The organism is Friedmanniella luteola, from assembly GCF_900105065.1.
GTDB lineage: Bacteria > Actinomycetota > Actinomycetes > Propionibacteriales > Propionibacteriaceae > Microlunatus > Microlunatus luteolus.
Genome location: NZ_LT629749.1, coordinates 413,134 through 434,707, shown reverse-complemented (window position 1 = coordinate 434,707; position 21,574 = coordinate 413,134). Strand labels below are relative to the sequence as shown.

Sequence of the window (21,574 nt, the reverse complement as noted above, 5' to 3'; positions counted from 1 at the left end):
ACTGTCAGCGGGGCCGCCTACGGTGCAGCCATGGCCAAGACGACGACGCGTCCCGCGTTCAAGTGCACCGAGTGCGGGTGGACCTCCGGCAAGTGGGTCGGCCGGTGCAACGAGTGCATGACCTGGGGCAGCGTCGTCGAGGAGGGTGCGCCCAAGCTGGCCTCGGTGCGCTCGTCGATCCCGGTGGCCAAGGCCGTGCCGATCAGCCAGGTGAGCGCCGACGCGGCCGCCCGCACCCTCACCGGCGTCGGCGAGCTCGACCGCGTGCTGGGCGCCGGGGTGGTGCCGGGCGCGGTCCTGCTGCTGGCCGGGGAGCCCGGCGTCGGCAAGTCCACGCTGCTGCTGGAGGTGGCGGCCCGGTGGGCGAAGGCCGGGCGGCGCACGCTGTACGTCACCGGCGAGGAGTCCGCCGCGCAGGTCCGGCTGCGGGCCGACCGCACCGACGCCCTGGCCGAGGAGCTCTACCTCGCGGCCGAGACCGACCTGGGCACCGTGCTGGGCCACATCGAGGAGGTCGCGCCGTCCCTGATGGTGCTCGACTCGGTGCAGACGATCGGCACGGCGGAGGCCGACGGCTCGCCCGGCGGCATCACCCAGGTGCGCGAGGTGACCGGAGCCCTGGTGCGGGTGGCCAAGCGGCGCGGGATGGCGGTCATCATCGTCGGCCACGTCACCAAGGACGGGGCCATCGCCGGGCCGCGGCTGCTGGAGCACCTGGTCGACGTGGTCCTGGCGTTCGAGGGCGACCGGCACTCCGGCTTCCGGATGGTGCGGGCCACCAAGAACCGGTTCGGCCCCGCCGACGAGGTCGGCTGCTTCGAGATGGGCGAGCAGGGCATCGTCGAGGTGCCGGACCCCTCGGGGCTGTTCACCTCCCGGCACGCGGAGCCGGTGCCCGGCACCTGCGTCGCCGTGACCATGGAGGGTCGCCGGCCGCTGCTGGCCGAGCTGCAGGCGCTGGTCGCCCCGTCCCCGCTCCCCCAGGCCCGCCGGACCATGCACGGGGTCGACACCGGCCGGCTGGCCATGGTGCTCGCGGTGCTCGAGCGGCGCTGCCGCGTGAAGCTCTACGACCGGGACGTCTACGTCTCCACGGTCGGCGGCGCCAAGGTGGCCGACCCGTCCGCCGACCTGGCCGCGGCCCTGGCCATCGCCTCCGCCGCGACCGGCCACACCATCCCGCACGGCGTCGTGGCGCTGGGCGAGGTCGGGCTCGCCGGTGAGCTCCGCCGGGTGCCCGGCACCGACCGCCGGCTGGCCGAGGCGGCCCGGCTGGGGTTCACCGAGGCCGTCGTGCCGGCCGAGACGGGGCAGGCGCGGGACCGGATGCCGACCATGCGGTACGGCCTGCGGGTGCACGCCGCAGCCACGCTGCAGCAGGCCCTCGACGCCGTCGGCCTGGTCCCCCGCCGGGGGTCCGGACCGGCGCCCAGCGCGGACGTGGGCTGAGCCCGCGCCCCTAGGATGGTGCCGCAGTCGGACAGAGGTGGGGGAGATGGCGGGCGCGGACCAGCGGAGCGGTCTCTTCGAGCACCTGGCGCGGATGGCCCCCGGCACCCCGCTGCGGGACGGTTTCGAGCGGATCCTGCGCGGCCGGACCGGTGCCCTGGTGGTGCTGGGCCGCAACGACGTGACCGACGCCGTGTCGACGGGCGGGTTCGCCCTCGACGTGCCGTTCAGCCCCACGGCGCTCCGCGAGCTCGCCAAGATGGACGGCGCCATCGTGCTCGACCTGGAGTCGGACCGGATCGTCAGCGCCGGCGTCCAGCTGATGCCCGACGCCTCCATCGGCACGGTCGAGACCGGCACCCGGCACCGCACCGCCGACCGGGTGGCGCGCCAGTCGGGGCTGCCCGTCGTCTCGGTCTCGGCCTCGATGTCGACCATCTCGCTGTTCCTCGACGGCCACCGACGGGTGTTCGAGCAGTCGGACGCCATCCTGTCCCGGGCCAACCAGGCCCTCCAGACCCTGGAGCGCTACCGCGCCCGGGTCTCCGAGGTGACCGCCCGGCTGTCCTCGCTCGAGGTGCAGGATCAGGTCACGGTCTCCGACGTCGCCCTGGTCGCCCAGCGGCTGGAGATGGTCCGCCGGCTGAACGCCGAGCTGGACGGCTACGTGGTCGAGCTGGGCACCGACGGGCGGCTGCTCGCCCTCCAGCTGTACGAGCTGAGCGCCGGGCTGGACGACCTGCGCGAGCTGCTGGAGCGCGACTACCGGCCCGACGGTGACAGCGAGTTCTCCTTCGCCTCGTTGGCCCACCTGGACCTCTCGGAGCTGCTCGACCCGCTCGCCGTGGCCCGCACGCTGGGCTTCGGCGGCCAGAACCACCTGGACACCCGGGTCGCGGCCCGCGGCTACCGCCAGGTCGCGCAGATCAACCGGCTGCCCGTCGGCCTCGGCGCCCGGCTGATCGAGCACTTCGGCTCCCTGCAGGCCCTGTTCGGCGCCACCTCACCGGAGCTGCAGGCGGTCGAGGGCGTCGGCGAAAGCCGGGCCCGCACCATCCGGGACGGCCTGCTCCGGCTGGCCGACGCGGCCTACGACGACCGCGTCGACTGATCCTGGGCACCTCGGCGGACACGCGTCCACGCTCCCTGCGCTCGTCGGCAGGTCAGGAGCGCTCAGGCCCCGGAGGGCTCAGCCGCCGAGGATCATCCGGAGCTGGACGGGCTCGGCGCCGTCGAGCTGGGCGGTGGCGAAGTAGGTGCCCGGGCGCGGCACCTCCGGCCGGGTCCTGCAGTCCTGGCGGGACCGGGCCCCGTCCCAGGTCATCGTCCACACCACGGCGTCCTCGGCCCTGACCGTGGTCGAGCGCTTCTTGACGGCGGTCGAGCAGTCGTCGGTGGTCCAGATCCGGTCGGTGCCCGAGTAGATCTTCAGCTCGAAGTTCTCCGGCGTCACCGACACCACGCAGGTCGCGTCGCTGCCGTTGATGAGCGAGAGCGTGAACGTCGACTTCTGCTCCGGCTTGAGGCGCTGCTTGCCGGTCAGGGTGGCGCGCAGCTCCTTCGGCCGGCAGGCCACCGGCCCGGTCGGGGTCGGCTTCGGGCTGGGGCTCGCGCCGGCCGGCGCCCTGGCCGCCTTCGACGCCTTCGGCGCCGGGGTGGCCGCGGTGCGGGCGGACGAGGACGCGCTCGCGGTCGCGGACGGGCTGGTCGAGGGCGACGGGGACGGGGACGGGCTGGCCGAGGGCGAGGGGCTGGTCGCGGGAGGCGCGGTGACCGGCGGCGGCACCGGGTCGGCCGACACGGCGGACCCGCTGCTGGTGCTGTTCACGACCACGGCGACCACCAGGCCGACCAGCACGACGAGCGCGATGAGGAGGGCCACCCGACGCGCCCAGTACGTCTCCGCGGGCTCGGGCCCCACCGGGTGCAGCACGCTGGTCATGGCCGAAGTGTAAGCAGCGCGGACCCGGGCACCGGGCCGCCACGCCGGGCCGCCGGCCGGGGGCGCAGGTACGGTGGCGGCCGTGACCGTCGACCCCGCCACCCGGCACGCCACCGTCGTGGAGCGGGTCCTGGACTGGTACGCCGTGCACGCGCGGGACCTGCCGTGGCGCCGCCCGGAGGCCACCCCGTGGCAGGTGGTGGTCAGCGAGTTCATGCTGCAGCAGACGCCGGTCGAACGGGTCCGCGAACCCTGGCGGGTCTGGGTGGAGCGCTGGCCCAGCCCGGCGGCGCTGGCCGCCGCCCCCTCCGGCGAGGCGGTCCGGGCCTGGGGCCGGCTCGGCTACCCCCGGCGCGCGCTCCGGCTGCACCGGGCCGCGGTGGCGATCACCAAGGAGCACGACGGCCAGGTGCCGGCGGACCGGGAGACGCTGCTGCGGCTGCCCGGGATCGGCGCCTACACCGCCGCCGCGATCGCCAGCTTCGCCTTCGGCCGCCGTGAGGTGGTGCTGGACACCAACGTGCGGCGGGTGCTGGCCCGGGTGGACGGCGGCGTCGCGTTCCCGGCCGCGAGCCAGACCGTGGCCGAGGTCGCCGCCGCCACCGCCTTCGTCCCCGACGAGCCGGAGCGGGCCGCACGCTGGGCCGTCGCCGTCATGGAGCTGGGCGCCCTCGTCTGCGTCGCCCGGAGCCCCCGCTGCGACGCCTGCCCGGTGCAGGACCTCTGCGCCTGGCGGGCGGCCGGGCACCCGGCCTGGGACGGCCCGCCCCGGAAGGGCCAGAGCTACGACGGCACCGACCGGCAGTGCCGGGGAGCCCTGCTGGCGGTGCTCCGCTCCAGCGACGAGCCGGTGGCGCTGGGCGAGCTCGCGGCGGCGTGGCCGGACGAGGCGCAGCGCACCCGCTGCCTGGCCTCGCTGGTGGCCGACGGCCTGGTGGTCGCCCCGACGGCCGAGCACGTGGCCCTGCCGGGCTGAGTCAGACGGTGGCCGGACCGCTGGGCTCGCGGGCGGTCCGGGTGGAGCCGACGCTGGCCAGCACGACGCAGGCCATCGCGACCCACTGGACGGGGCTGAGGAACTCCGCCAGCAGCAGCATCGCCGCCAGGGCGGCCACCGCCGGCTCGAGGCTCATCAGGATGCCGAACACCCGCGGCGGGATCCGCCGGAGGGCCACCAGCTCCAGGCTGTAGGGGATCACCGAGCTGAGCAGCCCGACGGCCAGCCCCAGGAGCAGCACCCGCGGCTCCAGCAGGCGGGTGCCCGCCTCCAGGACGGCAGGCGGGCCGAGGGCCACCGCCCCCACCAGGCTGGCCACGACCAGACCGGAGATGCCCGGCCAGCGGCGGCCGGTCCGGGCGCTCAGCAGGATGTAGCAGGCCCAGCCGGCCGCGGCCAGCAGGGCGAACAGCACCCCCAGCGGGTCGAGCCGGGTCCGCGACAGCCCGAGCAGCCCGACGCCGAGCGCGGCGAGCAGCACCCACAGGAGGTCGCGCGGACGCCGGGAGCCCGCCACGGCCACCGCCAGCGGACCGAGGAACTCGATGGTCACGGCGATGCCCAGCGGGATCCGCGCGAAGGACTGGTAGATGGCCCAGTTCATGGTGGCGAGGCTCACGCCGAAGAGCAGGGCGACGGCCCAGTCGGCGCGACGGTGGCCGCGGAGCCGCGGCCGGACGACCAGCCAGAGGACGACGGCGGAGGTGACGAGCCGCAGCCACACCATCGCCGTCGGCGGGACCAGCGGGAACAGCTGCTTCGCGATGGCCGCGCCGAACTGCACCGAGACGATCCCCGCGACCACCAGCCAGACGGCCGGGATGCGCTCCAGGGACCAGGCGCGGGCCGAGGTGGTGGAGGGGGCGTCCGCGGTCACCGGCTCACCCTTCCACAGCGGGCCGGGTACGCCGCGTCCGTCCCGGGCGGGCGGACCAGCCGGACCGGCCCGTGGGGTGCGCACGGCCCGCGCGTCCCGGGCACCACCTCGACCGGGGTGCCCCCGGACAGCCGAACGGCCAGGCACCCACCCCGCGGGGTGGTGGCCTGGCCGTCCTCCGACGTCAGCGGTCAGTCGTTGCTGGTCGCCTCGGTGCCGTCGTTGAAGCCCTCGATGATGCCGCCGAACTCCACCGGCGGGACGTCCGGAGCTGCCGACCGGTCGATGCCCGCGAAGGTGAAGGGCTCCTCGGAGCCCGGGTCGGCGACGTCGACGACGACGATCTGCCCGGCGTGCAGCTCGGAGAACAGGATCTTCTCCGCGAGGGTGTCCTCGATGTCGCGCTGCAGCGCACGCCGCAGCGGACGCGCCCCCAGCGTCGGGTCGAACCCGCGCTGGGCGATCAGGCTCTTGGCCGCCGGCGTGAGCTCGATGCCCATGTCCCGGTCCTTCAGCCGCAGCTCGATCTGCGCCACCATCAGGTCGACGATCCGCTCGATGTCCTCCTGCGTGAGCTGGCGGAACACGACGATCTCGTCGACGCGGTTCAAGAACTCGGGGCGGAAGTGCTGCTTCAGCTCGTCCGCGACCTTGGCCTTCATCTTGTCGTACGAGCCGCCGCCGTTGCCCGCCCCGCTGAAGCCGAGGGACACGCTCTTGGCGATGTCCCGGGTCCCCAGGTTGGTGGTCATCACGATGACGGTGTTCTTGAAGTCGACCACCCGGCCCTGGGCGTCGGTCAGGCGACCTTCGTCCAGGATCTGCAGCAACGAGTTGAAGATGTCCGGGTGGGCCTTCTCGACCTCGTCGAACAGCACCACGCTGAAGGGCTTGCGGCGCACCTTCTCGGTGAGCTGACCGCCCTCCTCGTACCCGACGTAGCCGGGAGGCGAGCCGAACAGCCGCGAGGCGGTGTGCTTCTCGGAGTACTCGCTCATGTCCAGGGAGATGAGCGCGTCCTCGTCGCCGAACAGGAACTCGGTCAGCGCCTTGGTCAGCTCGGTCTTCCCGACGCCGGACGGGCCGGCGAAGATGAACGAGCCGCTGGGCCGCTTCGGGTCCTTGAGGCCGGCGCGGGTGCGACGGATGGAGCGGGAGAGCGCGCGGACGGCGTCGTGCTGGCCGATGTAGCGCTTGCCGAGCTCCTCCTCCATGTTGAGCAGGCGGGCCGACTCCTCCTCGGTGAGCTTGAACACCGGGATGCCGGTGCTGGCGGACAGCACCTCGGCGATGATCTCCTCGTCCACCTCGGCGACCACGTCGAGGTCGCCGGACTTCCACTGCGCCTCCCGCTCGGAGCGGGCGGTGAGCAGCTTCTTCTCGTCGTCGCGGAGCCCGGCGGCGCGCTCGAAGTCCTGCGCGTCGATGGCGGCCTCCTTCTCCAACCGGACGGCCGCGACCTTCTCGTCGAACTCGCGGAGGTCCGGCGGCGCCGTCATCCGACGGATCCGCAGCCGGGCGCCCGCCTCGTCGATCAGGTCGATCGCCTTGTCGGGCAGGAACCGGTCGGAGATGTAGCGGTCGGCCATCTGCGCCGCGGCCACCAGGGCCTGGTCGGTGATGGTGATCCGGTGGTGCGCCTCGTAGCGGTCGCGCAGACCGCGGAGGATGTCGATCGTGTGCGCGATCGTCGGCTCCGCGACCTGGATGGGCTGGAAGCGGCGTTCCAGCGCGGCGTCCTTCTCGACGTACTTGCGGTACTCGTCGAGGGTGGTCGCGCCGATGGTCTGCAGCTCGCCGCGGGCCAGCATCGGCTTGAGGATGCTCGCCGCGTCGATGGCGCCCTCGGCGGCCCCCGCCCCCACCAGGGTGTGGATCTCGTCGATGAACAGCACCACGTCGCCGCGGGTCTTGATCTCCTTGAGCACCTTCTTCAGGCGCTCCTCGAAGTCACCGCGGTAGCGGCTGCCGGCGACCAGGGCGCCGAGGTCGAGGGTGTAGATCTGCTTCTCGCGGAGCGTCTCGGGGACGTCGCCGCGGACGATGGCCTGCGCCAGGCCCTCGACGACGGCCGTCTTGCCGACGCCGGGCTCACCGATCAGCACCGGGTTGTTCTTGGTGCGCCGGGAGAGCACGGTCATCACGCGCTCGATCTCCTTCTCACGTCCGATGACCGGGTCCAGCTTGTTCTCCCGGGCCGCCTGGGTGAGGTTGCGACCGAACTGGTCGAGCACCATCGACGAGGACGGCGTGCCGCCCGTCTCGGGGGCGCCGGACGTCGCGGCCTCCTTGCCCTGGAAGCCGCTGAGCAGCTGCAGGACCTGGTTGCGGACGCGGTTCAGGTCGGCGCCGAGCTTGACCAGGACCTGCGCGGCGACGCCCTCGCCCTCGCGGATCAGACCGAGCAGGATGTGCTCGGTGCCGATGTAGGAGTGGTTGATCTGCAGGGCCTCGCGGAGGCTGAGCTCGAGGACCTTCTTGGCGCGCGGGGTGAAAGGAATGTGGCCGCTCGGGGACTGCTGCCCGTGACCGATGATCTCCTCGACCTTTTGGCGGACCGCCTCCAAGGAGATGCCGAGGGATTCCAGGGCCTTGGCGGCGACACCCTCACCCTCGTGGATCAGGCCGAGCAGGATGTGCTCGGTCCCGATGTAGTTGTGGTTGAGCATGCGAGCCTCTTCTTGTGCCAGCACCACGACACGACGGGCTCGGTCGGTAAACCGCTCGAACATGATGTTTGCTCCTCGCCTGCGGCGCGGCCCTCGCCCTCGTGGGAGAAGCCGGCACCGTCGCTGTTCACTGTAGTAGGCCGCACGGGCCCGAGACCCGGGGTCGAGTCTGGCACCACGGCCTCCGCCGGCGGTGACGACCACAGCCTTCGAGGGTTACAACCGCGTTCCCGCCTGCCAGATTCCGGTTTCCGCCCTCGGATCCGCGCTGCCGGCCCGTCCACGGGGCCGGCAGCGTTCGCCCAGAGCGCACAGCCCGGGCCCGTGCGGGAGCTGCGAGGAGCGTCCCGGCTCAGCTGTGGGCGCGCTCGTAGGCCTCGCGGACCTCCGAGGAGACCCGGCCGCGGCTGCTCACGTCGTGGCCGTTGGCCTGCGCCCAGGCCCGGATCTCGCTGGTGCTGCCGGCGCCGTCGGAGTCCGCCGCCTTGGCGCTCGCGCCGTTGGTGACCCGGCGGCGGCGGCCACCGGTCTTGCGGGCGTGCCCGATCCACGCCGCGAACTCGTCGCGCAGCTTCTGCGCATTCTCCGAGCTGAGGTCGATCTCGTACTCGGCCCCGTCGAGGGCGAAGGACACGGTCTCGTCGGCCTCGCCGCCGTCGTAATCGTCTTCCAGAATGATCTGCACCCTTTGCGCCATGGCTACCTCCGCTATTCGTTCGTGGTCGGACACAATGAACATAGCGCAGAACGGCCAAAACGGATCAGTTGAACTCGAGGGCGATATCGAGTATCGGAGCGGAATGCGTGATCGCCCCCACCGCGACGAAATCAACGCCCGTCGTCGCCACCGCGGCGGCGCTGGCCAGGGTGAGGCCGCCGCTCGCCTCGAAGGTCGCCCGGCCCCGGAGCTCGGCCACCACGGCGGTCATCTCGGCGATCGTCATGTTGTCCAGCAGCACGTCCTGCGCGCCGGCGGCGACGACGTCGCGGGCCTGCTGGGCCGACGTCACCTCCACCTGCACCCAGACGTCGGGGAAGGCCGCCCGGACCGCCTCGAAGGCGGGCACCACCCCGCCGGCGGCGATGACGTGGTTGTCCTTGATCAGCGCGGCGTCGGCCAGCGACATCCGGTGGTTGACCCCGCCCGCCACCCGGACGGCGTACTTCTGCAGCATCCGCAGCCCCGGCAGCGTCTTGCGGGAGTCGCGGACGCGGGTGCCCGTGCCCGCCAGGGCGTCGACCCAGGTGCGGGTCGCCGTGGCCGTGCCGGACATCAGGGTGAGCAGGTTCAGGGCGACACGCTCGGCGGTCAGCAGGGCCCGCGCACCCGCGTGCACCGTCATCACCACGTCGCCCGGCTCGACCCGGTCACCGTCGGAGGAGTGCAGGACGACCTCGAGTGGGCCGACCGGCGCGCAGACCAGGGCCAGCACGGCCGCCGCGACGTCGAGCCCCGCCACCGTGCCCGGTCGTCGGACGGTGAACGCCGCGCTCGCGGTCGCGTCGGCGGCGACCGTGGCCACCGAGGTGACGTCGACGCCGTGGCCCGTCCCCGCGGGCAGCACGCCCCGGCCGCCGAGGTCCTCGTCCAGCGCCTCGGCGATGACGGTCTCGACGGCGTCGGCGTCCAGCCCGGCCCCGACCAGGCGCTCCCGGGCCCCGGCGGGCGTGGTGACCCTCGCGAGATCGGCGGCGTCGGCGGTCCCGATGGGTCCTGCTGCGGTCACGGCTGCTCCTGGGGCGTGGGGACGTAGGCGTGGGCGAGGCCGGCGGCGGGGTCGGCGCGCACCTCGAGGTGACCCTGCCAGCCCGGGCGGCGGCCCTCGTGGTCGTCGCGCCAGTGGGCCCCGCGTGACTCCTCGCGGAGCAGCGCCGACGCGGTGACGGCGGTCGCGACGGTGAGCAGGTTGGTCGCCTCCCAGGAGGACAGCACGGGCTCGCCGGCGGGCTGGGCGGCCAGCCGGGCCAGGTCCGCCAGGCACGTGGTCAGGCCGTCGGCGTCCCGGAGACCGGCGGCGTGCCGGCTCATCGTCTGCTGCAGCGCGGGCACCACGGCGGCGCCCACGAGACCCGCGACCCGGCCGTCCACGGCGGCGGGCCGGCGCCGGGGCGGCGGGTCGGCCAGCAGCCGGGCGGCGATCCGGCGGGCGAACACCAGGCCCTCCAGGAGCGAGTTGGAGGCCAGCCGGTTGGCCCCGTGCACGCCGGAGGAGGCCACCTCGCCGCACGCGTAGAGACCGCCGAGGTTCGTCGCCCCGTCGAGGTCGGTCCGCACGCCGCCGCAGAAGTAGTGGCAGGCGGGGGCCACGGGGATGAGGTCGACGCTCGGGTCGAGGCCCAGCTGGCGGCAGCTGTTGAGGATGGTCGGGAACCGGACCCGCCAGGTCTCCTCGCCGAGCGCCCGGCCGTCGACGAAGACGTGGTCGGAGCCCTCCCGGGCCATCTCCTTCATGATCCCCTTGGCGACGACGTCGCGGGGCGCCAGCTCGGCCAGGTCGTGCTGGCCCACCATGAACCGCTCGCCGCGGCCGTTGACCAGCAGCCCGCCCTCGCCGCGCACCGCCTCGCTGACCAGCGGGAGCTGGCCGCGGGCGCCGGCACCCATGAACAGCACCGTCGGGTGGAACTGGATGAACTCGACGTCGCGCAGGACCGCCCCGGCGCGCAGGGCGGCGGCGACGCCGTCTCCGGTGGCCACCGGCGGGTTGGTGGTGACGGCGTAGATCTGGCCGATGCCCCCGGTGGCCAGCACCACGGCCCGGGCGTGCACGGCGCCGACGCCGCCGCGGCTGCCCTCGCCCATCACGTGCAGGGTGACCCCGGCGACCGCGGGCGGCTCGCCCGGAGCGGTCGCGGCGGGGATCAGGTCCAGCACCAGCGCGTGCTCCACGACCTCGATGGCCGGGTCGGCCTTGACGGCCGTCACCAGGGCCCGCTCGATCTCGGCGCCGGTGGCGTCGCCGCCGGCGTGGGCGATCCGGTTGCGGTGGTGGCCGCCCTCCCGGGTCAGCGCCAGCGCGCCGGCGGCGTCCCGGTCGAACTCGGCGCCGCGGGCGATCAGGGTGGCGACCTCGTCGGGTCCCTCGCTGACCAGCACCCGGACCGCGGCCTCGTCGCAGAGCCCGGCCCCGGCCACGAGGGTGTCCTCGACGTGCTGCTCCACCGTGTCCCCCTCGCCCTGCACCGAGGCGATCCCGCCCTGGGCCCAGGGCGTGGAGCCGGCGGCCACGACGTCCTTGGTGACCACCAGCACGGTGCCCAGCTCGCGGCACTCCAGGGCGGCGGTCAGCCCGGCGATCCCGGAGCCGACGACGACGACGTCCACCTCGTGGGTCCAGCCGGGCGGCTCCGACGCCAGTCGGCCCGGCAGGTCGGGCAGCGGGGGCAGCGCCGGGAGCCCGCCCGGCGTGCGGGCGGGCGAGGGCTGCTGGAGAGCAGCGTCGGGCACCATGGCGCCCATGCTCCCCCATCCGGGCTCCTTCTTCGACGCGTGGGTGAGCGCAGCCTCCGGCCCGGACGGCTTCTGGACGACGCAAGTGCCGTCGGCCCACTTCCGCACCGCGTCCACGCTGGGCCCCGAGCTGGCGCAGGCCGTCGCGACCCTGCTGCGGGAGCGGCCCGGGCTGCACCGCGTGCTGGAGCTGGGCGCCGGGGACGGCCGGCTGCTGACGGCGCTCCGGGCCGTGCGCCCCGGGCTCGACCTCGTCGGGGTCGACCTGCGGGGACGTCCGCCCGAGCTCGACCCGGCCGTCGGCTGGCGGACCGACCGGTGGGACGTGCGCGCCGACGTCTGGGTGGCCGGGGCGGTGCCGGCGCTGCTGGCCGACGGGGTCCCGACGCTGGTGCTGGCGGTCGAGTGGCTGGACGACCTGCCCTGCCGGCTGGCGGACCGGACCGACGGGCGGTGGTACGAGCTCGACGCCGACCGCACGCCCCTCCGGCCGCTGGCCGCGGCCGACGACGCCTGGCTGCGGCGCTGGTGGCCGGACGGCGTCCGGGTCGAGGTGGGCCGGACCCGGGACGCGGCCTGGGCGTCGGTGGTCGGCGGGCTGGCGGCGGGCGGCGGGGCGGCGCTGCTGGTCGACTACGGGCACACGGCGGGAGGCCGTCCGCGCACCGGCACGCTGGCCGCGTACCGGGACGGCCGCGCCGTCGAACCCTCGCCGGGGGCCGACCGCAACCTGACCGCGCACGTGGCCGTCGACGCCGTGGCGGCTGCGGGGGTCGCCGTCGGGGCCCGCACCGCGCTGGCGGGCCGGCAGGCCCGGGTGCTGCCCGGGCTGCTCCCCCCGGCCGACCCGGGCGCGGACCCGCTGACGGGGCTGGCGGGCCGGAGCCGGCGGCACGCGCTCACCGCACCGACCGGCTGGGGTGGTCACCACTGGCTGCTGCAGGAGGTGCCACCGCGCGCTGTGACAACCTGAGCGGGTGCACGTCCCGCTCCGCGTCCTCGTCGGCTCACCGGCGGTGGGGGTGCTGCCGGACGCCGCCACCGCACCTGCCGACGGCACCGTGGTCCTCGACCTGGGGGCCGACCACCCCAGCAGCACCGGCCTCGTCGAGCTGGACCTCTGGACCGAGGACGGTGTGGTCACGAGCGCCCGGGTGGTCGTCGGGGCCCTGCACCGCGGGGCGGAGAAGCTGTTCGAGGTCCGCGACTACCGCCAGATCGGCATGCTCGCCGACCGGCACGACTGGCAGGCCCCCTTCTTCGGCGAGCTCGGCGTCGCGCTGGTCTGCGAGCAGCTGCTCGGCCTGGAGGTGCCGGTGCGGGCCGCCTGGCTGCGGCTGCTGCTGGCCGAGCACACCCGGCTGCTGAGCCACCTCGGCTTCCTGACCGCCCTCGCCGCCCGCCTCCCGGGCGCCCCGGCGCTCGCCCCGCTGCGGGAGGCCCTGCGCGAGCAGACCCGGCGGCTGACCGGGAACCGGGTGCACCCGATGGTGGCGCGGATCGGCGGCCTCGCCGTCGACGCCGACGTGGACTGGCTGGCCGGGGAGACGGCGCTGACCGCCCGGGTGCGGGCCGCGGCGGAGCGGACCACCGCCCTGCTGGCGGCCGACCCCAGCCTCGGGAGCGGGGTGGCGCCGCTCGAAGCGGGGACCGTCGCCGCCTTCGGGCTGGGCGGGGTGCTGGCCCGGGCCAGCGGCGTCGCCCTCGACCTGCGCCGCGCACCGTCCCCGCTCCCCTACGCCGGGCTCGCCGCGCTGCTCCGTCCGGCGCCCTCGACGGCGGGCGACGCCCGCGCCCGGTGGGCGGCCCAGCTCGCCGAGGTGGTCGACGCCTGCGCGCTGGTCGACGCGTGCGCCGCCCGGCTCGCCGACCTGGACGGGCCGGTCGAGGTGCGGCTGGGCAAGATCGTCAAGCTGCCCGAGGGCGAGGGCTACCTCGCCCTCGAGGCGCCGCTCGGGGTGGCCGGCTTCTTCGTCGTCTCCCGCGGGGAGAAGACGCCGTGGCGCTTCAAGCTGCGGACGCCGTCCTTCAGCAACGCGGCGGCGCTGGAGCGGGTGCTGGTGGGCGTGCCGGTCGCGGACCTCGAGCTCGCGCTGGCCTCCGTCGGCTACGTCGTCGGGGACATCGACCGCTGAGCCCTTGCCCTTCGACAGGCTCAGGGCGCGTGGGGACAGGCTCAGGGCGCGTGCAGACAGGCTCAGGGCGCGTGGGGACAGGCTCGGGGGGTTGCGCGAGGCCCAGCCCCGTGGGCGGTCAGGCGAGGCGGCGGTCGGCCTCGTAGTTCGGCAGCACGCCGCGGATGGTCTCCAGGGTGCGGAGGTCGAGGACGAGGGAGTCCTCGCGCTCGGTCAGGGCGTCCAGCTCGTCCTGCGCCAGGGCGGGCAGCCGGTGCACCTGGGCGCCGTCCTCGTCCAGCTCGTGCACGAGCTCGGCGACCCGGGCCTCCAGGCCGGTGATCTGGACCTCCTGCTTCTGCACCGCGGTGCGCAGCGAGGTGATGGTGCGGTCGCGGTCGGCGACGGCGGTCCGCAGGGACGTCCGGTCACCCTCGAGGGCGAAGACCTCGTGCCGGAGGCCGGCGATGGTCACCCGCTGGCCGTCCACCACGGCGACGGTCTCCCGCACCCGGTCGGTCAGGGTGTCCACGACCTCCGCGTTGCGCCGGCGCTCCTCGCGGAGCTGGGCGCCGTGCCGCTGCGAGGTCTGGAGCAGCGTGCGGGCGTGCCGGCGCTCGGCGTTGAACAGCTCTCGCCAGGCGCAGACGCAGGCGACGACGGCCGCGGCCACGGCGACCGCGACGCCGACGCGGGTGGCCCAGGCCGGCCCGAAGGCCGCGGCGACCGCCACCACCGTCCCCACCACGAGCACGACCTCGGACGCCCGGCGCAGCCGGGAGGTCGGGGCGGATCGGGAGGCGGAGGCGCGCACGGAGGTCACGGCGTCACCCTAGTGGCGGAGCGGGCGGCGGCCCGGGAACGGCGCGCCCCGAACCTGCCCCGAGCCAGCCTGCCCCGAGCTCGTCGAAGGGAGGGTCCGCAGGGTCAGCGGGGGTCCGGCTCGGGGTCGTCGTCGTCGGAGTCCGGGACCTTGCAGGCCCGCTCCAGCAGCAGCCCGCCGACCATCAGGGCCAGGCCCGCGACGACGGCCACGGCCGAGCGGATGACCCGGTCGCGGGGGGTCGAGGCGTCCAGCTTGGTCACGAAGTTCAGGGCGAACCCGAGGTAGCCGCCGGCGACCAGCGCACCGGCCAGGGCGGACGCCTTGCCCAGCACGAGGAACGCGACGGCCCGCTGGGGGTCCATCCGCTCGCGGCGCACCTGGATCCGCTGGTGGGTGGTCCAGGCCAGCGCCCCGACGAGCGCCGCGAACACGACCAGCCCGATCGGCGCCGACCACGCGATGCGCGGCGGGATCAGGTCGAAGGCGTTGGCGGTGACGACGACCAGCCAGCCCACGAGTCCGCCGAACAGCGCGGCCACCACCAGGGCACGGCGGGGGGTGAGGTCGACGGACCCGCCGCCCGGTTGCTCGGCCAACCGGCCTCAGTCGCTCTCGACGCTGAGGTCGTCGCGACGGCTGACGCCGTCGGTGTCGACGGCCGCGGCCAGCTCGCCGACGGTTCCCGCGCGACCGGGCAGCGTGCCCTTGGGGTCGATCTCGGCCCACGGCACGAGCACGAACCCGCGCTCGCCCGCCAGCGGGTGCGGCAGGGTCAGGTCGGGCTGGTCGACCTCGGCCGCGCCCACGAGGATCAGGTCGACGTCGAGCGTGCGCGGGCTCCAGCGGCCGGTGCTGCGGTCCCGGCCGTAGGCGTCCTCGACGGCCTGGGCGCGCTCCAGCAGGGTGCGCGGCTCCAGCGTGGTCTCGGCGACGAGCACGATGTTGAGGAAGGCCGGGCTGTCCTCCGGCCCGCCCACGGCCGCGGTCTCGTAGACCGAGGAGACGTCGACGACGATGACGTCGGGGGTGTCGCGGAGGGCGTCGACAGCGCCCTGCAGGTTGCTGAGCCGGTCGCCCAGGTTGGAGCCGATCGAGTAGACGACCTTCCGCAGCGGCTTCATGCCGCTCAGGGTGTCGGTGTCGATCGCGTACGGGTTGGGGGAGGTCATACCTTGCTCCTTGTCAGGGTGACGGCCACGTCGGTGGCGGGTACCGGCATCGGGGCGTCGGGCTTGTGCACGGTGACCTCGACGCTCTCCACCGCGGGCCGGCGGAGGCAGGTGCGGGCGATCCGGTCGGCGAGCGCCTCGATCAGGTCCAGCGGCTCACCCGCGATGTCGGCCACGACGTCGGCGGCGAGGACGCCGTAGTCCACCGTCCGCTCCAGGTCGTCGGTCTCGGCGGCGGGGGCGAGGTCCAGCGTGCACACCACGTCGACCACGAAGCGCTGACCCTGCTCGCGCTCGAAGGCGAACACGCCGTGGTGCCCGAACCCGGCCAGGCCGCGCAGGGCGACCCGGTCGCGGGCAGGCCCGGCTGAGCGCGTGTCGTCGACCATCCCCCACCTCCTCTGGAAGGGGGCACCTTACCGCCACCGGGCAACGGGCCCGCGACCTCGAGACGTCAGGCGGACCAACGGCCCCCGAGGCGTCCGACGACGGCCACGGCGTCCCGGCCGGCGCGGACGGCGTGCACCCGCACCCCCCAGACGCCCTGCAGCGCCAGCAGCGTCGTGAGCGCGGTGGTGGCGTCCTCCCGGCCGGCCGCCGGGCGGGGGCGCCCGTCGGCGTCCGGCAGCAGGGCACCCAGGAAGGCCTTGCGGGAGACGCCGACCAGCTGCGGGACGCCGAGGCCCGCGAGGGCGTCGGGCCGGCGCAGCAGCTGCCAGTTGTGCTCGGCCGTCTTGGCGAAGCCGTACCCCACGTCGACCACCAGCCGGTCGTCGGCGATGCCGGCCGCCCGGGCGGCGTCCAGCCGGGCCCCCAGCTCGGCGACCACGTCGTCGACGACGTCGGCGTAGGCCGTCCGGTCCTGCATGACCGTCGCGTGGCCACGCCAGTGCATGCACACGTACGCGGTGTCGAGGCCAGCGACGCACGCCAGCATCTCGGGGTCGGCCAGCCCGCCGGAGACGTCGTTGACGAGCCGGGCGCCCGCGCCGACCGCGGCGGCGGCCACCTCGGCGCGCATGGTGTCCGTGCTGACCACGACGCCGGCCGCGGTCAGGGCCTCGACCACGGGGACGACCCGGCGCAGCTCCTCGCCCAGATCGGGCCGTTCGGCCCCGGGACGGGTGGACTCCCCACCGACGTCGACGAGGTCGGCGCCCTCGGCGGCCAGCGCGAGCCCGTGGGCGATGGCCGCGTCGGTGTCGAACCAGCGGCCGCCGTCGGAGAAGGAGTCGGGGGTGACGTTGAGGACGCCCATCACCAGCGTGCGGCCCGGCGCGGGCAGGCCGCGGACGACCGGGGGTGAGCTCACCACCTCACCCTAGGGCGCGGCGCCCCGCCCCCGGGCGGCGGTCAGCTGCGGATCAGGCCCATCGCCTCGGCCCGGGTGGCGGAGTTGCGCAGGTGGCCGCGGACGGCGCTGGTCACCGTCTTCGAGCCCGGCTTCCGGACGCCGCGCATGGTCATGCAGAGGTGCTCGCACTCGAAGACGACGATCACCCCGCGCGGCTGCAGGATCCGCTCCAGGGCGTCGGCCACCTGGGTGGTGAGCCGCTCCTGCACCTGCGGGCGCTTGGCGTACAGGTCGACGAGCCGGGCCAGCTTGGACAGGCCGGTGATCGTGCCGTCCTTGCTGGGGATGTAGCCGATGTGCGCGACGCCGGTGAAGGGCACCAGGTGGTGCTCGCAGCAGCTCCACACCTCGATGTCCTTGACGAGCACCAGCTCGTCGAAGCCGAGGTCGAACCGCTTGGCCAGCACCTCGTCGGGCGCCTGGTGCAGGCCGGCGAACATCTCCGCGTAGGCCCGGGCGACCCGGTCCGGGGTCTCGCGGAGGCCGTCGCGGTCCGGGTCCTCGCCGATCCCGATGAGGATCTCGCGCACCGCGGCGGAGACCCGGGCGTGGTCGAACGGGGCGATCGACTGCGGCACGGTGGCCGGCGCCTCCGCCGGGGAGACGCCGCGCTGACCGACGCCGTCGACGTCGACGATCCGGTCCGCGCTCACCGCCGCCGTCCCGTCGTGGAGCCGCCCGTCACCGGAAGTCGGGTCCGCGCGGCGGCTGGCCGTCTCCGATGGCGCCCTGCGGGGGCAGCGTGCCGGCCCCGTGGTGCTGGCCCGGCAGCTGCGGCGGGACGCCCTGGTGCCCGGGCGGGAGCGGAGCCCCGCCCGGCGGGAGCTCGGCGCCCGGACCGGTCGAGCCGGGCAGCTGGCCGTTCGGGGCGTGCCCGTTGCCGTTGACCGAGGCCGGCGGCATGACCGGCGGCACCGACGAGGGCACCCGGTTGTCCGACCCGGTCCAGGCGGGCCGCTTCGGCCAGAGCCGCAGCGACTGGAAGACCTCCGCCACCTCGGCCCGGTCCAGCGTCTCGCGCTCGAACAGGGCCCGGACCAGGTCGTCGAGGACGTCCCGGTTGGCGGTCAGGATGTCGAAGGCCTCCTGGTGGGCGTTGCCGATCAGCTTCGAGACCTCCTCGTCGACGATCGCGGCGACGTCCTCGGAGTACTCCCGGCCGTGACCCATGTCGCGGCCGAGGAAGGGCTCGGACTCCCCCGACCCCAGCTTGACCGCGCCCAGGCGGTCGGTCATGCCGTACTGCGTGACCATGGCGCGGGCCACGTTGGTGGCCTTCTCGATGTCGTTGCTGGCCCCGGTGGTCGGGTCGTGGAACACCAGCTCCTCCGCCGCCCGGCCGCCCATCATGTACGCCAGCTGGTCGAGCAGCTCGGCCCGGGTGTTGGAGTACTTGTCGTTCTCCGGCAGCACCATCGTGTAGCCGAGGGCCCGGCCGCGGGGCAGGATCGTCACCTTCTGCACGGGGTCGGTGCCCGGCAGCGCCGCGGCGACGAGGGCGTGGCCGCCCTCGTGGTAGGCCGTGACCAGCTTCTCCTTCTCGTTCATCAGCCGGCTGCGCTTCTGCGGCCCGGCGATGACGCGGTCGATCGCCTCGTCCATGTACTCGTTGGAGATCACCCGGGCGTTCTGCCGGGCGGTCAGCAGGGCCGCCTCGTTGAGCACGTTGGCCAGGTCGGCGCCGGTGAAGCCGGGGGTCCGGCGGGCCACGGCCGCGAGGTCGACGTCGGGCGCGACGGGCTTGCCCTCGGAGTGCACCTTGAGGATCGCCAGGCGACCCTTCATGTCGGGCGCCTCGACGGCGATCTGGCGGTCGAAGCGGCCGGGCCGCAGCAGGGCCGGGTCCAGCACGTCGGGCCGGTTGGTGGCCGCGATGAGGATCACGCCGCCGCGGACGTCGAAGCCGTCCATCTCCACCAGCAGCTGGTTCAGCGTCTGCTCGCGCTCGTCGTGCCCGCCGCCCATGCCGGCGCCGCGGTGCCGGCCGACGGCGTCGATCTCGTCGATGAAGACGATGGCCGGCGCGTTCTCCTTGGCCTGCTCGAACAGGTCGCGGACGCGGCTGGCGCCGACGCCGACGAACATCTCGACGAAGTCGGAGCCGGAGATGGAGAAGAACGGGACCCCGGCCTCACCGGCGACCGCGCGGGCCAGCAGCGTCTTGCCGGTGCCGGGCGGGCCGTAGAGCAGCACGCCCTTGGGGATCTTCGCGCCGACGGCCTGGAACTTGGCCGGCTCGGCGAGGAACTCCTTGATCTCCTCGAGCTCCTCGATCGCCTCCTCGCAGCCGGCGACGTCGCCGAAGGTGGTCTTCGGGGTGTCCTTGTTCGCCACCTTGGCCTTGGACTTGCCGAACTGCATGACGCGGCTGCCGCCGCCCTGGACGGAGTTGAGGAGGAAGAAGAAGAGGACACCGATGATGATGAACGGGATCAGCGTGCCCAGCAGTGAGGAGAAGAACCCGGGCGTCGGGTTGTCGCCGTCCCAGCTGCTCAGCGTCTGGTCGTCGACCCGCTGGTTCAGCCGGTCGATCAGCTGCTGGCTCTGGTCGCCGACCCAGATCGCCTCGTACTTGGTCGACGCGTCGACCGTGACGCGGATCTGCTGCTCCCCGTCGATCAGCTCCACCTTCTCGAGCTTGTCGTTGCCGTTGATGATCGACACGACCTGCGAGGTCGGCACGGTCTGGAAGCCCCCGTTGAGCCGCCCGCTGAAGTCCACCAGCACGCCGATGGCGAGCACGGCGAGCAGGATCCAGATCAGGGGCCCGCGGAAGATGCGCTTGAAGTTCATGACCTGCCTAGGAGTGTGGGAGCACAGACGCGCCCTCTAGCGGCCAAGGCTAGCGTCGAGCGCAATCTGTCGCCGCTCGCGCCCGGCCGACCCTCGAGACGCTGGCTTCCTCCTCGCCCGGAGCCGACGAAGAACGTGTCGACTCCGGCCTCGTCGTCCAGACAGCGTCCGGGCCGTCCTTGCCGACGCTCGCGCGTGCCCCGGCGAGCGTCGCCGCGACCGGGCGCAACGTGTCGCCGCTCGCGCCCGGCCGACCCTCAAGACGCTGTCTTCCTCCTCGCCCGGAGCCGACGAAGAACGTGTCGACTCCGGCCTCGTCGTCCAGACAGCGTCCGGGCCGTCCTTGCCGACGCTCGCGCGTGCCCCGGCGAGCGTCGCCGCGACCGGGCGCAACTTGTCGCCGCTCGCGCCCGGCACTTACGAGTACACGTGCGGGCTGAGCGTGCCGACCGAGGTGAGGTTGCGGTAGTGCCCGTCGTAGTCGAGGCCGTAGCCGACCACGAACTCGTTGGGGATGTCGAAGCCGACGTAGGCGACCTCGACGGCGTTCTGCGCGGCCTCGGGCTTGCGGAAGGCGGTCATCACCTTGAGGCTCGCGGGGTTGCGCGAGCGCAGGTTGCTGATCAGGTAGGAGAGCGTGAGGCCGGTGTCGATGATGTCCTCGACCACCAGCACGTGGACGCCGGTGATGTCGGTGCTGAGGTCCTTGAGGATCCGCACGACGCCCGAGGACTGGGTGCCGGAGCCGTAGGAGGAGACGGCCATCCAGTCCATCCGGCAGTGGATCCTCAGCGCCCGGGACAGGTCGGCCATCACCATCACGGCGCCGTTGAGCACCCCCACCAGCAACAGGTCCTGATCGGCGTAGTCCTCGTCGATCTGGGCGGCCAGCTCCCGCATCCGCGCCGCGACCTCCTCCTTGCTGTAGAGCACGCGGGTGAGGTCGCCGGGGAGCTGGGTGTCATCCACGGCCGACAGCCTGCCACAGCAGCCGACCCTCGCGGCGCGCCACCGTCCCGCCCCGGAGGTCCACCCCGCGCTGCCCGTGCCAGGCCGTGACGAGCGCGTCGACGCCCTGCACGTGCTCGGCGCCGACGTCCTCCGCGCCGCGGCCCGCCAGCCAGCGGCGCAGCACCCGGCTGCGCAGCGCAGCCGGCAGGACGGCCAGACCGGCGCAGTCGAGGGTGTCGGTGCCGGGGTCGGCCTCGGCGGCCAGCGCGTCGAGCAGGTCGGCGTCGTCGCGGGCCAGCCGGGCCGTGCGGGCCAGGGCGGCGCCCACCCCGGGGCCGAGCGCCTCCTCCAGCACGGGCAGCACCTGCCGGCGGACGCGGACCCGGGCGAAGCGGGAGTCGACGTTGTGCGGGTCGGACCAGGGCACGAGTCCCAGCTCGGCGCAGGCCTGCTCCGTCGTGGTCCGCGGCAGGTCCAGCAGGGGCCGCAGCAGTCCGCCGGTGCGGACCGCCATCCCGGCCAGCGAGCGCGGGCCGGACCCGCGGGCCAGCCCCAGCAGCACGCTCTCGGCCTGGTCGTCGCGGGTGTGGCCGAGCAGGACGGTCGCGGGCGGCGCCCCGGCCGCGGCGGACCGGAGCGCGGCGTGGCGGGCGTCGCGGGCCGCGGCCTCGGGGCCGCCCCGGGTGCCCACCGTGACCGCGACGACGGCGACGTCGGGCAGTCCGAGGCCGCGCACCGCGTGCGCCGCCCGGGCCGCGACCGCGTCGGACCCGTCCTGCAGCCGGTGGTCCACCACGACGGCGGCACAGGGCAGGCCGCGCCGCTCCGCGACGTGCCGGGCCGCCGCGGCGAGGGCGAGCGAGTCGGCTCCGCCGGAGCAGGCCACCAGCAGCCGGGCGTCGGCGGGGGTCAGCGCAGCGTCGACCGCCTGGACGACGGCGAGCGTCGCCGGGCCGAGCGCGCGACGGGCCACCGGGTCGGC

At 74.5% G+C, this 21,574-nt stretch carries 20 protein-coding genes; 5 read left to right on the top strand and 15 right to left on the bottom strand.

All coding sequences use genetic code 11. The features are described 5' to 3' along the window. Positions 1-30: 30 nt before the first annotated feature. Both radA and disA read left to right on the top strand, forming a co-directional pair. Positions 31-1,449 (top strand): DNA repair protein RadA, encoded by a 1,419-nt coding sequence (radA, locus tag BLT72_RS02025; RefSeq protein ID WP_091409453.1) that lies wholly within the window; start codon positions 31-33, stop codon positions 1,447-1,449. 46 nt (positions 1,450-1,495) lie between these two features. Next, entirely contained in the window at positions 1,496-2,560 is a 1,065-nt protein-coding gene (disA, locus tag BLT72_RS02020) for a DNA integrity scanning diadenylate cyclase DisA (protein ID WP_091409450.1), read from the top strand. Between the two features lie 78 nt (positions 2,561-2,638). Here disA and BLT72_RS22030 read toward each other — a convergent pair whose 3' ends face one another. Beyond that, entirely contained in the window at positions 2,639-3,391 is a 753-nt protein-coding gene (locus tag BLT72_RS22030; protein WP_157720241.1) for a hypothetical protein, read from the bottom strand. Positions 3,392-3,473: 82 nt separating this feature from the next. On the opposite strand from BLT72_RS22030, the gene BLT72_RS02005 reads away from it, so the two are divergent. After that, positions 3,474-4,367 (top strand): HhH-GPD family protein, encoded by an 894-nt coding sequence (locus tag BLT72_RS02005; protein ID WP_231930273.1) that lies wholly within the window; start codon positions 3,474-3,476, stop codon positions 4,365-4,367. Position 4,368: 1 nt separating this feature from the next. Here BLT72_RS02005 and BLT72_RS02000 read toward each other — a convergent pair whose 3' ends face one another. The 5 genes from BLT72_RS02000 to BLT72_RS22455 all read right to left on the bottom strand — a co-directional run bounded on the left by BLT72_RS02000 (position 4,369) and on the right by BLT72_RS22455 (position 11,385). Further along, positions 4,369-5,265 carry an EamA family transporter gene (locus BLT72_RS02000; protein WP_231930272.1) on the bottom strand — a complete coding sequence of 299 codons (897 nt, stop codon included), beginning with the start codon at positions 5,263-5,265 and terminating at the stop codon, positions 4,369-4,371. 191 nt (positions 5,266-5,456) lie between these two features. Next, complete coding sequence (locus BLT72_RS01995) at positions 5,457-7,997, bottom strand: ATP-dependent Clp protease ATP-binding subunit (protein ID WP_091409442.1); 2,541 nt, start codon at positions 7,995-7,997, stop codon at positions 5,457-5,459. A gap of 289 nt (positions 7,998-8,286) precedes the next feature. Next, entirely contained in the window at positions 8,287-8,631 is a 345-nt protein-coding gene (locus tag BLT72_RS01990; protein ID WP_091409440.1) for a histone-like nucleoid-structuring protein Lsr2, read from the bottom strand. Between the two features lie 64 nt (positions 8,632-8,695). Next, positions 8,696-9,661: a carboxylating nicotinate-nucleotide diphosphorylase gene (gene nadC, locus BLT72_RS22460; protein WP_172826008.1), complete on the bottom strand. Its 966-nt coding sequence runs from the start codon at positions 9,659-9,661 to the stop codon at positions 8,696-8,698. Further along, complete coding sequence (locus BLT72_RS22455) at positions 9,658-11,385, bottom strand: L-aspartate oxidase (protein WP_172826007.1); 1,728 nt, start codon at positions 11,383-11,385, stop codon at positions 9,658-9,660. Before BLT72_RS22455 ends, nadC begins: the two co-directional genes overlap by 4 nt. A 7-nt stretch (positions 11,386-11,392) precedes the next feature. Here BLT72_RS22455 and BLT72_RS01980 point away from each other — a divergent pair, with 7 nt between their 5' ends. Both BLT72_RS01980 and BLT72_RS01975 read left to right on the top strand, forming a co-directional pair. Next, positions 11,393-12,358: an SAM-dependent methyltransferase gene (locus tag BLT72_RS01980; protein WP_157720239.1), complete on the top strand. Its 966-nt coding sequence runs from the start codon at positions 11,393-11,395 to the stop codon at positions 12,356-12,358. Between the two features lie 4 nt (positions 12,359-12,362). Then, complete coding sequence (locus tag BLT72_RS01975) at positions 12,363-13,520, top strand: NADH-quinone oxidoreductase subunit D-related protein (RefSeq protein WP_091409434.1); 1,158 nt, start codon at positions 12,363-12,365, stop codon at positions 13,518-13,520. A 118-nt stretch (positions 13,521-13,638) separates the two neighbouring features. Here BLT72_RS01975 and BLT72_RS01970 read toward each other — a convergent pair whose 3' ends face one another. The 9 genes from BLT72_RS01970 to tilS all read right to left on the bottom strand — a co-directional run bounded on the left by BLT72_RS01970 (position 13,639) and on the right by tilS (position 21,565). Further along, a complete protein-coding gene (locus BLT72_RS01970) occupies positions 13,639-14,322 on the bottom strand; it encodes a hypothetical protein (RefSeq protein ID WP_091409431.1) in 684 nt (227 codons plus the stop codon). A 104-nt stretch (positions 14,323-14,426) separates the two neighbouring features. Continuing rightward, the gene (locus BLT72_RS01965) at positions 14,427-14,921 is read right to left on the bottom strand and encodes a DUF3180 domain-containing protein (RefSeq protein ID WP_091409428.1); all 495 of its coding nucleotides are present in this window, start codon (positions 14,919-14,921) and stop codon (positions 14,427-14,429) included. Positions 14,922-14,927: 6 nt separating this feature from the next. After that, entirely contained in the window at positions 14,928-15,494 is a 567-nt protein-coding gene (folK, locus tag BLT72_RS01960) for a 2-amino-4-hydroxy-6-hydroxymethyldihydropteridine diphosphokinase (protein WP_091409423.1), read from the bottom strand. Then, positions 15,491-15,883 (bottom strand): dihydroneopterin aldolase, encoded by a 393-nt coding sequence (gene folB, locus BLT72_RS01955; protein ID WP_091409420.1) that lies wholly within the window; start codon positions 15,881-15,883, stop codon positions 15,491-15,493. Before folB ends, folK begins: the two co-directional genes overlap by 4 nt. Positions 15,884-15,948: 65 nt before the next feature. Next, a complete protein-coding gene (folP, locus tag BLT72_RS01950; RefSeq protein WP_091416455.1) occupies positions 15,949-16,752 on the bottom strand; it encodes a dihydropteroate synthase in 804 nt (267 codons plus the stop codon). A gap of 95 nt (positions 16,753-16,847) precedes the next feature. After that, on the bottom strand, positions 16,848-17,426 hold the full coding sequence (folE, locus tag BLT72_RS01945; RefSeq protein ID WP_091416451.1) for a GTP cyclohydrolase I FolE: 579 nt from the start codon (positions 17,424-17,426) through the stop codon (positions 16,848-16,850). Between the two features lie 103 nt (positions 17,427-17,529). Continuing rightward, positions 17,530-19,641, bottom strand: a complete 2,112-nt coding sequence (gene ftsH / locus BLT72_RS01940; RefSeq protein WP_091409416.1) for an ATP-dependent zinc metalloprotease FtsH — start codon at positions 19,639-19,641, stop codon at positions 17,530-17,532. A gap of 417 nt (positions 19,642-20,058) precedes the next feature. After that, entirely contained in the window at positions 20,059-20,610 is a 552-nt protein-coding gene (hpt, locus tag BLT72_RS01935; protein ID WP_091409413.1) for a hypoxanthine phosphoribosyltransferase, read from the bottom strand. Next, positions 20,603-21,565, bottom strand: coding sequence for a tRNA lysidine(34) synthetase TilS (gene tilS, locus BLT72_RS01930; protein ID WP_091409409.1), 963 nt, complete (start codon positions 21,563-21,565; stop codon positions 20,603-20,605). The genes hpt and tilS overlap by 8 nt, the downstream gene beginning before the upstream one ends. Positions 21,566-21,574 lie beyond the last annotated feature (9 nt).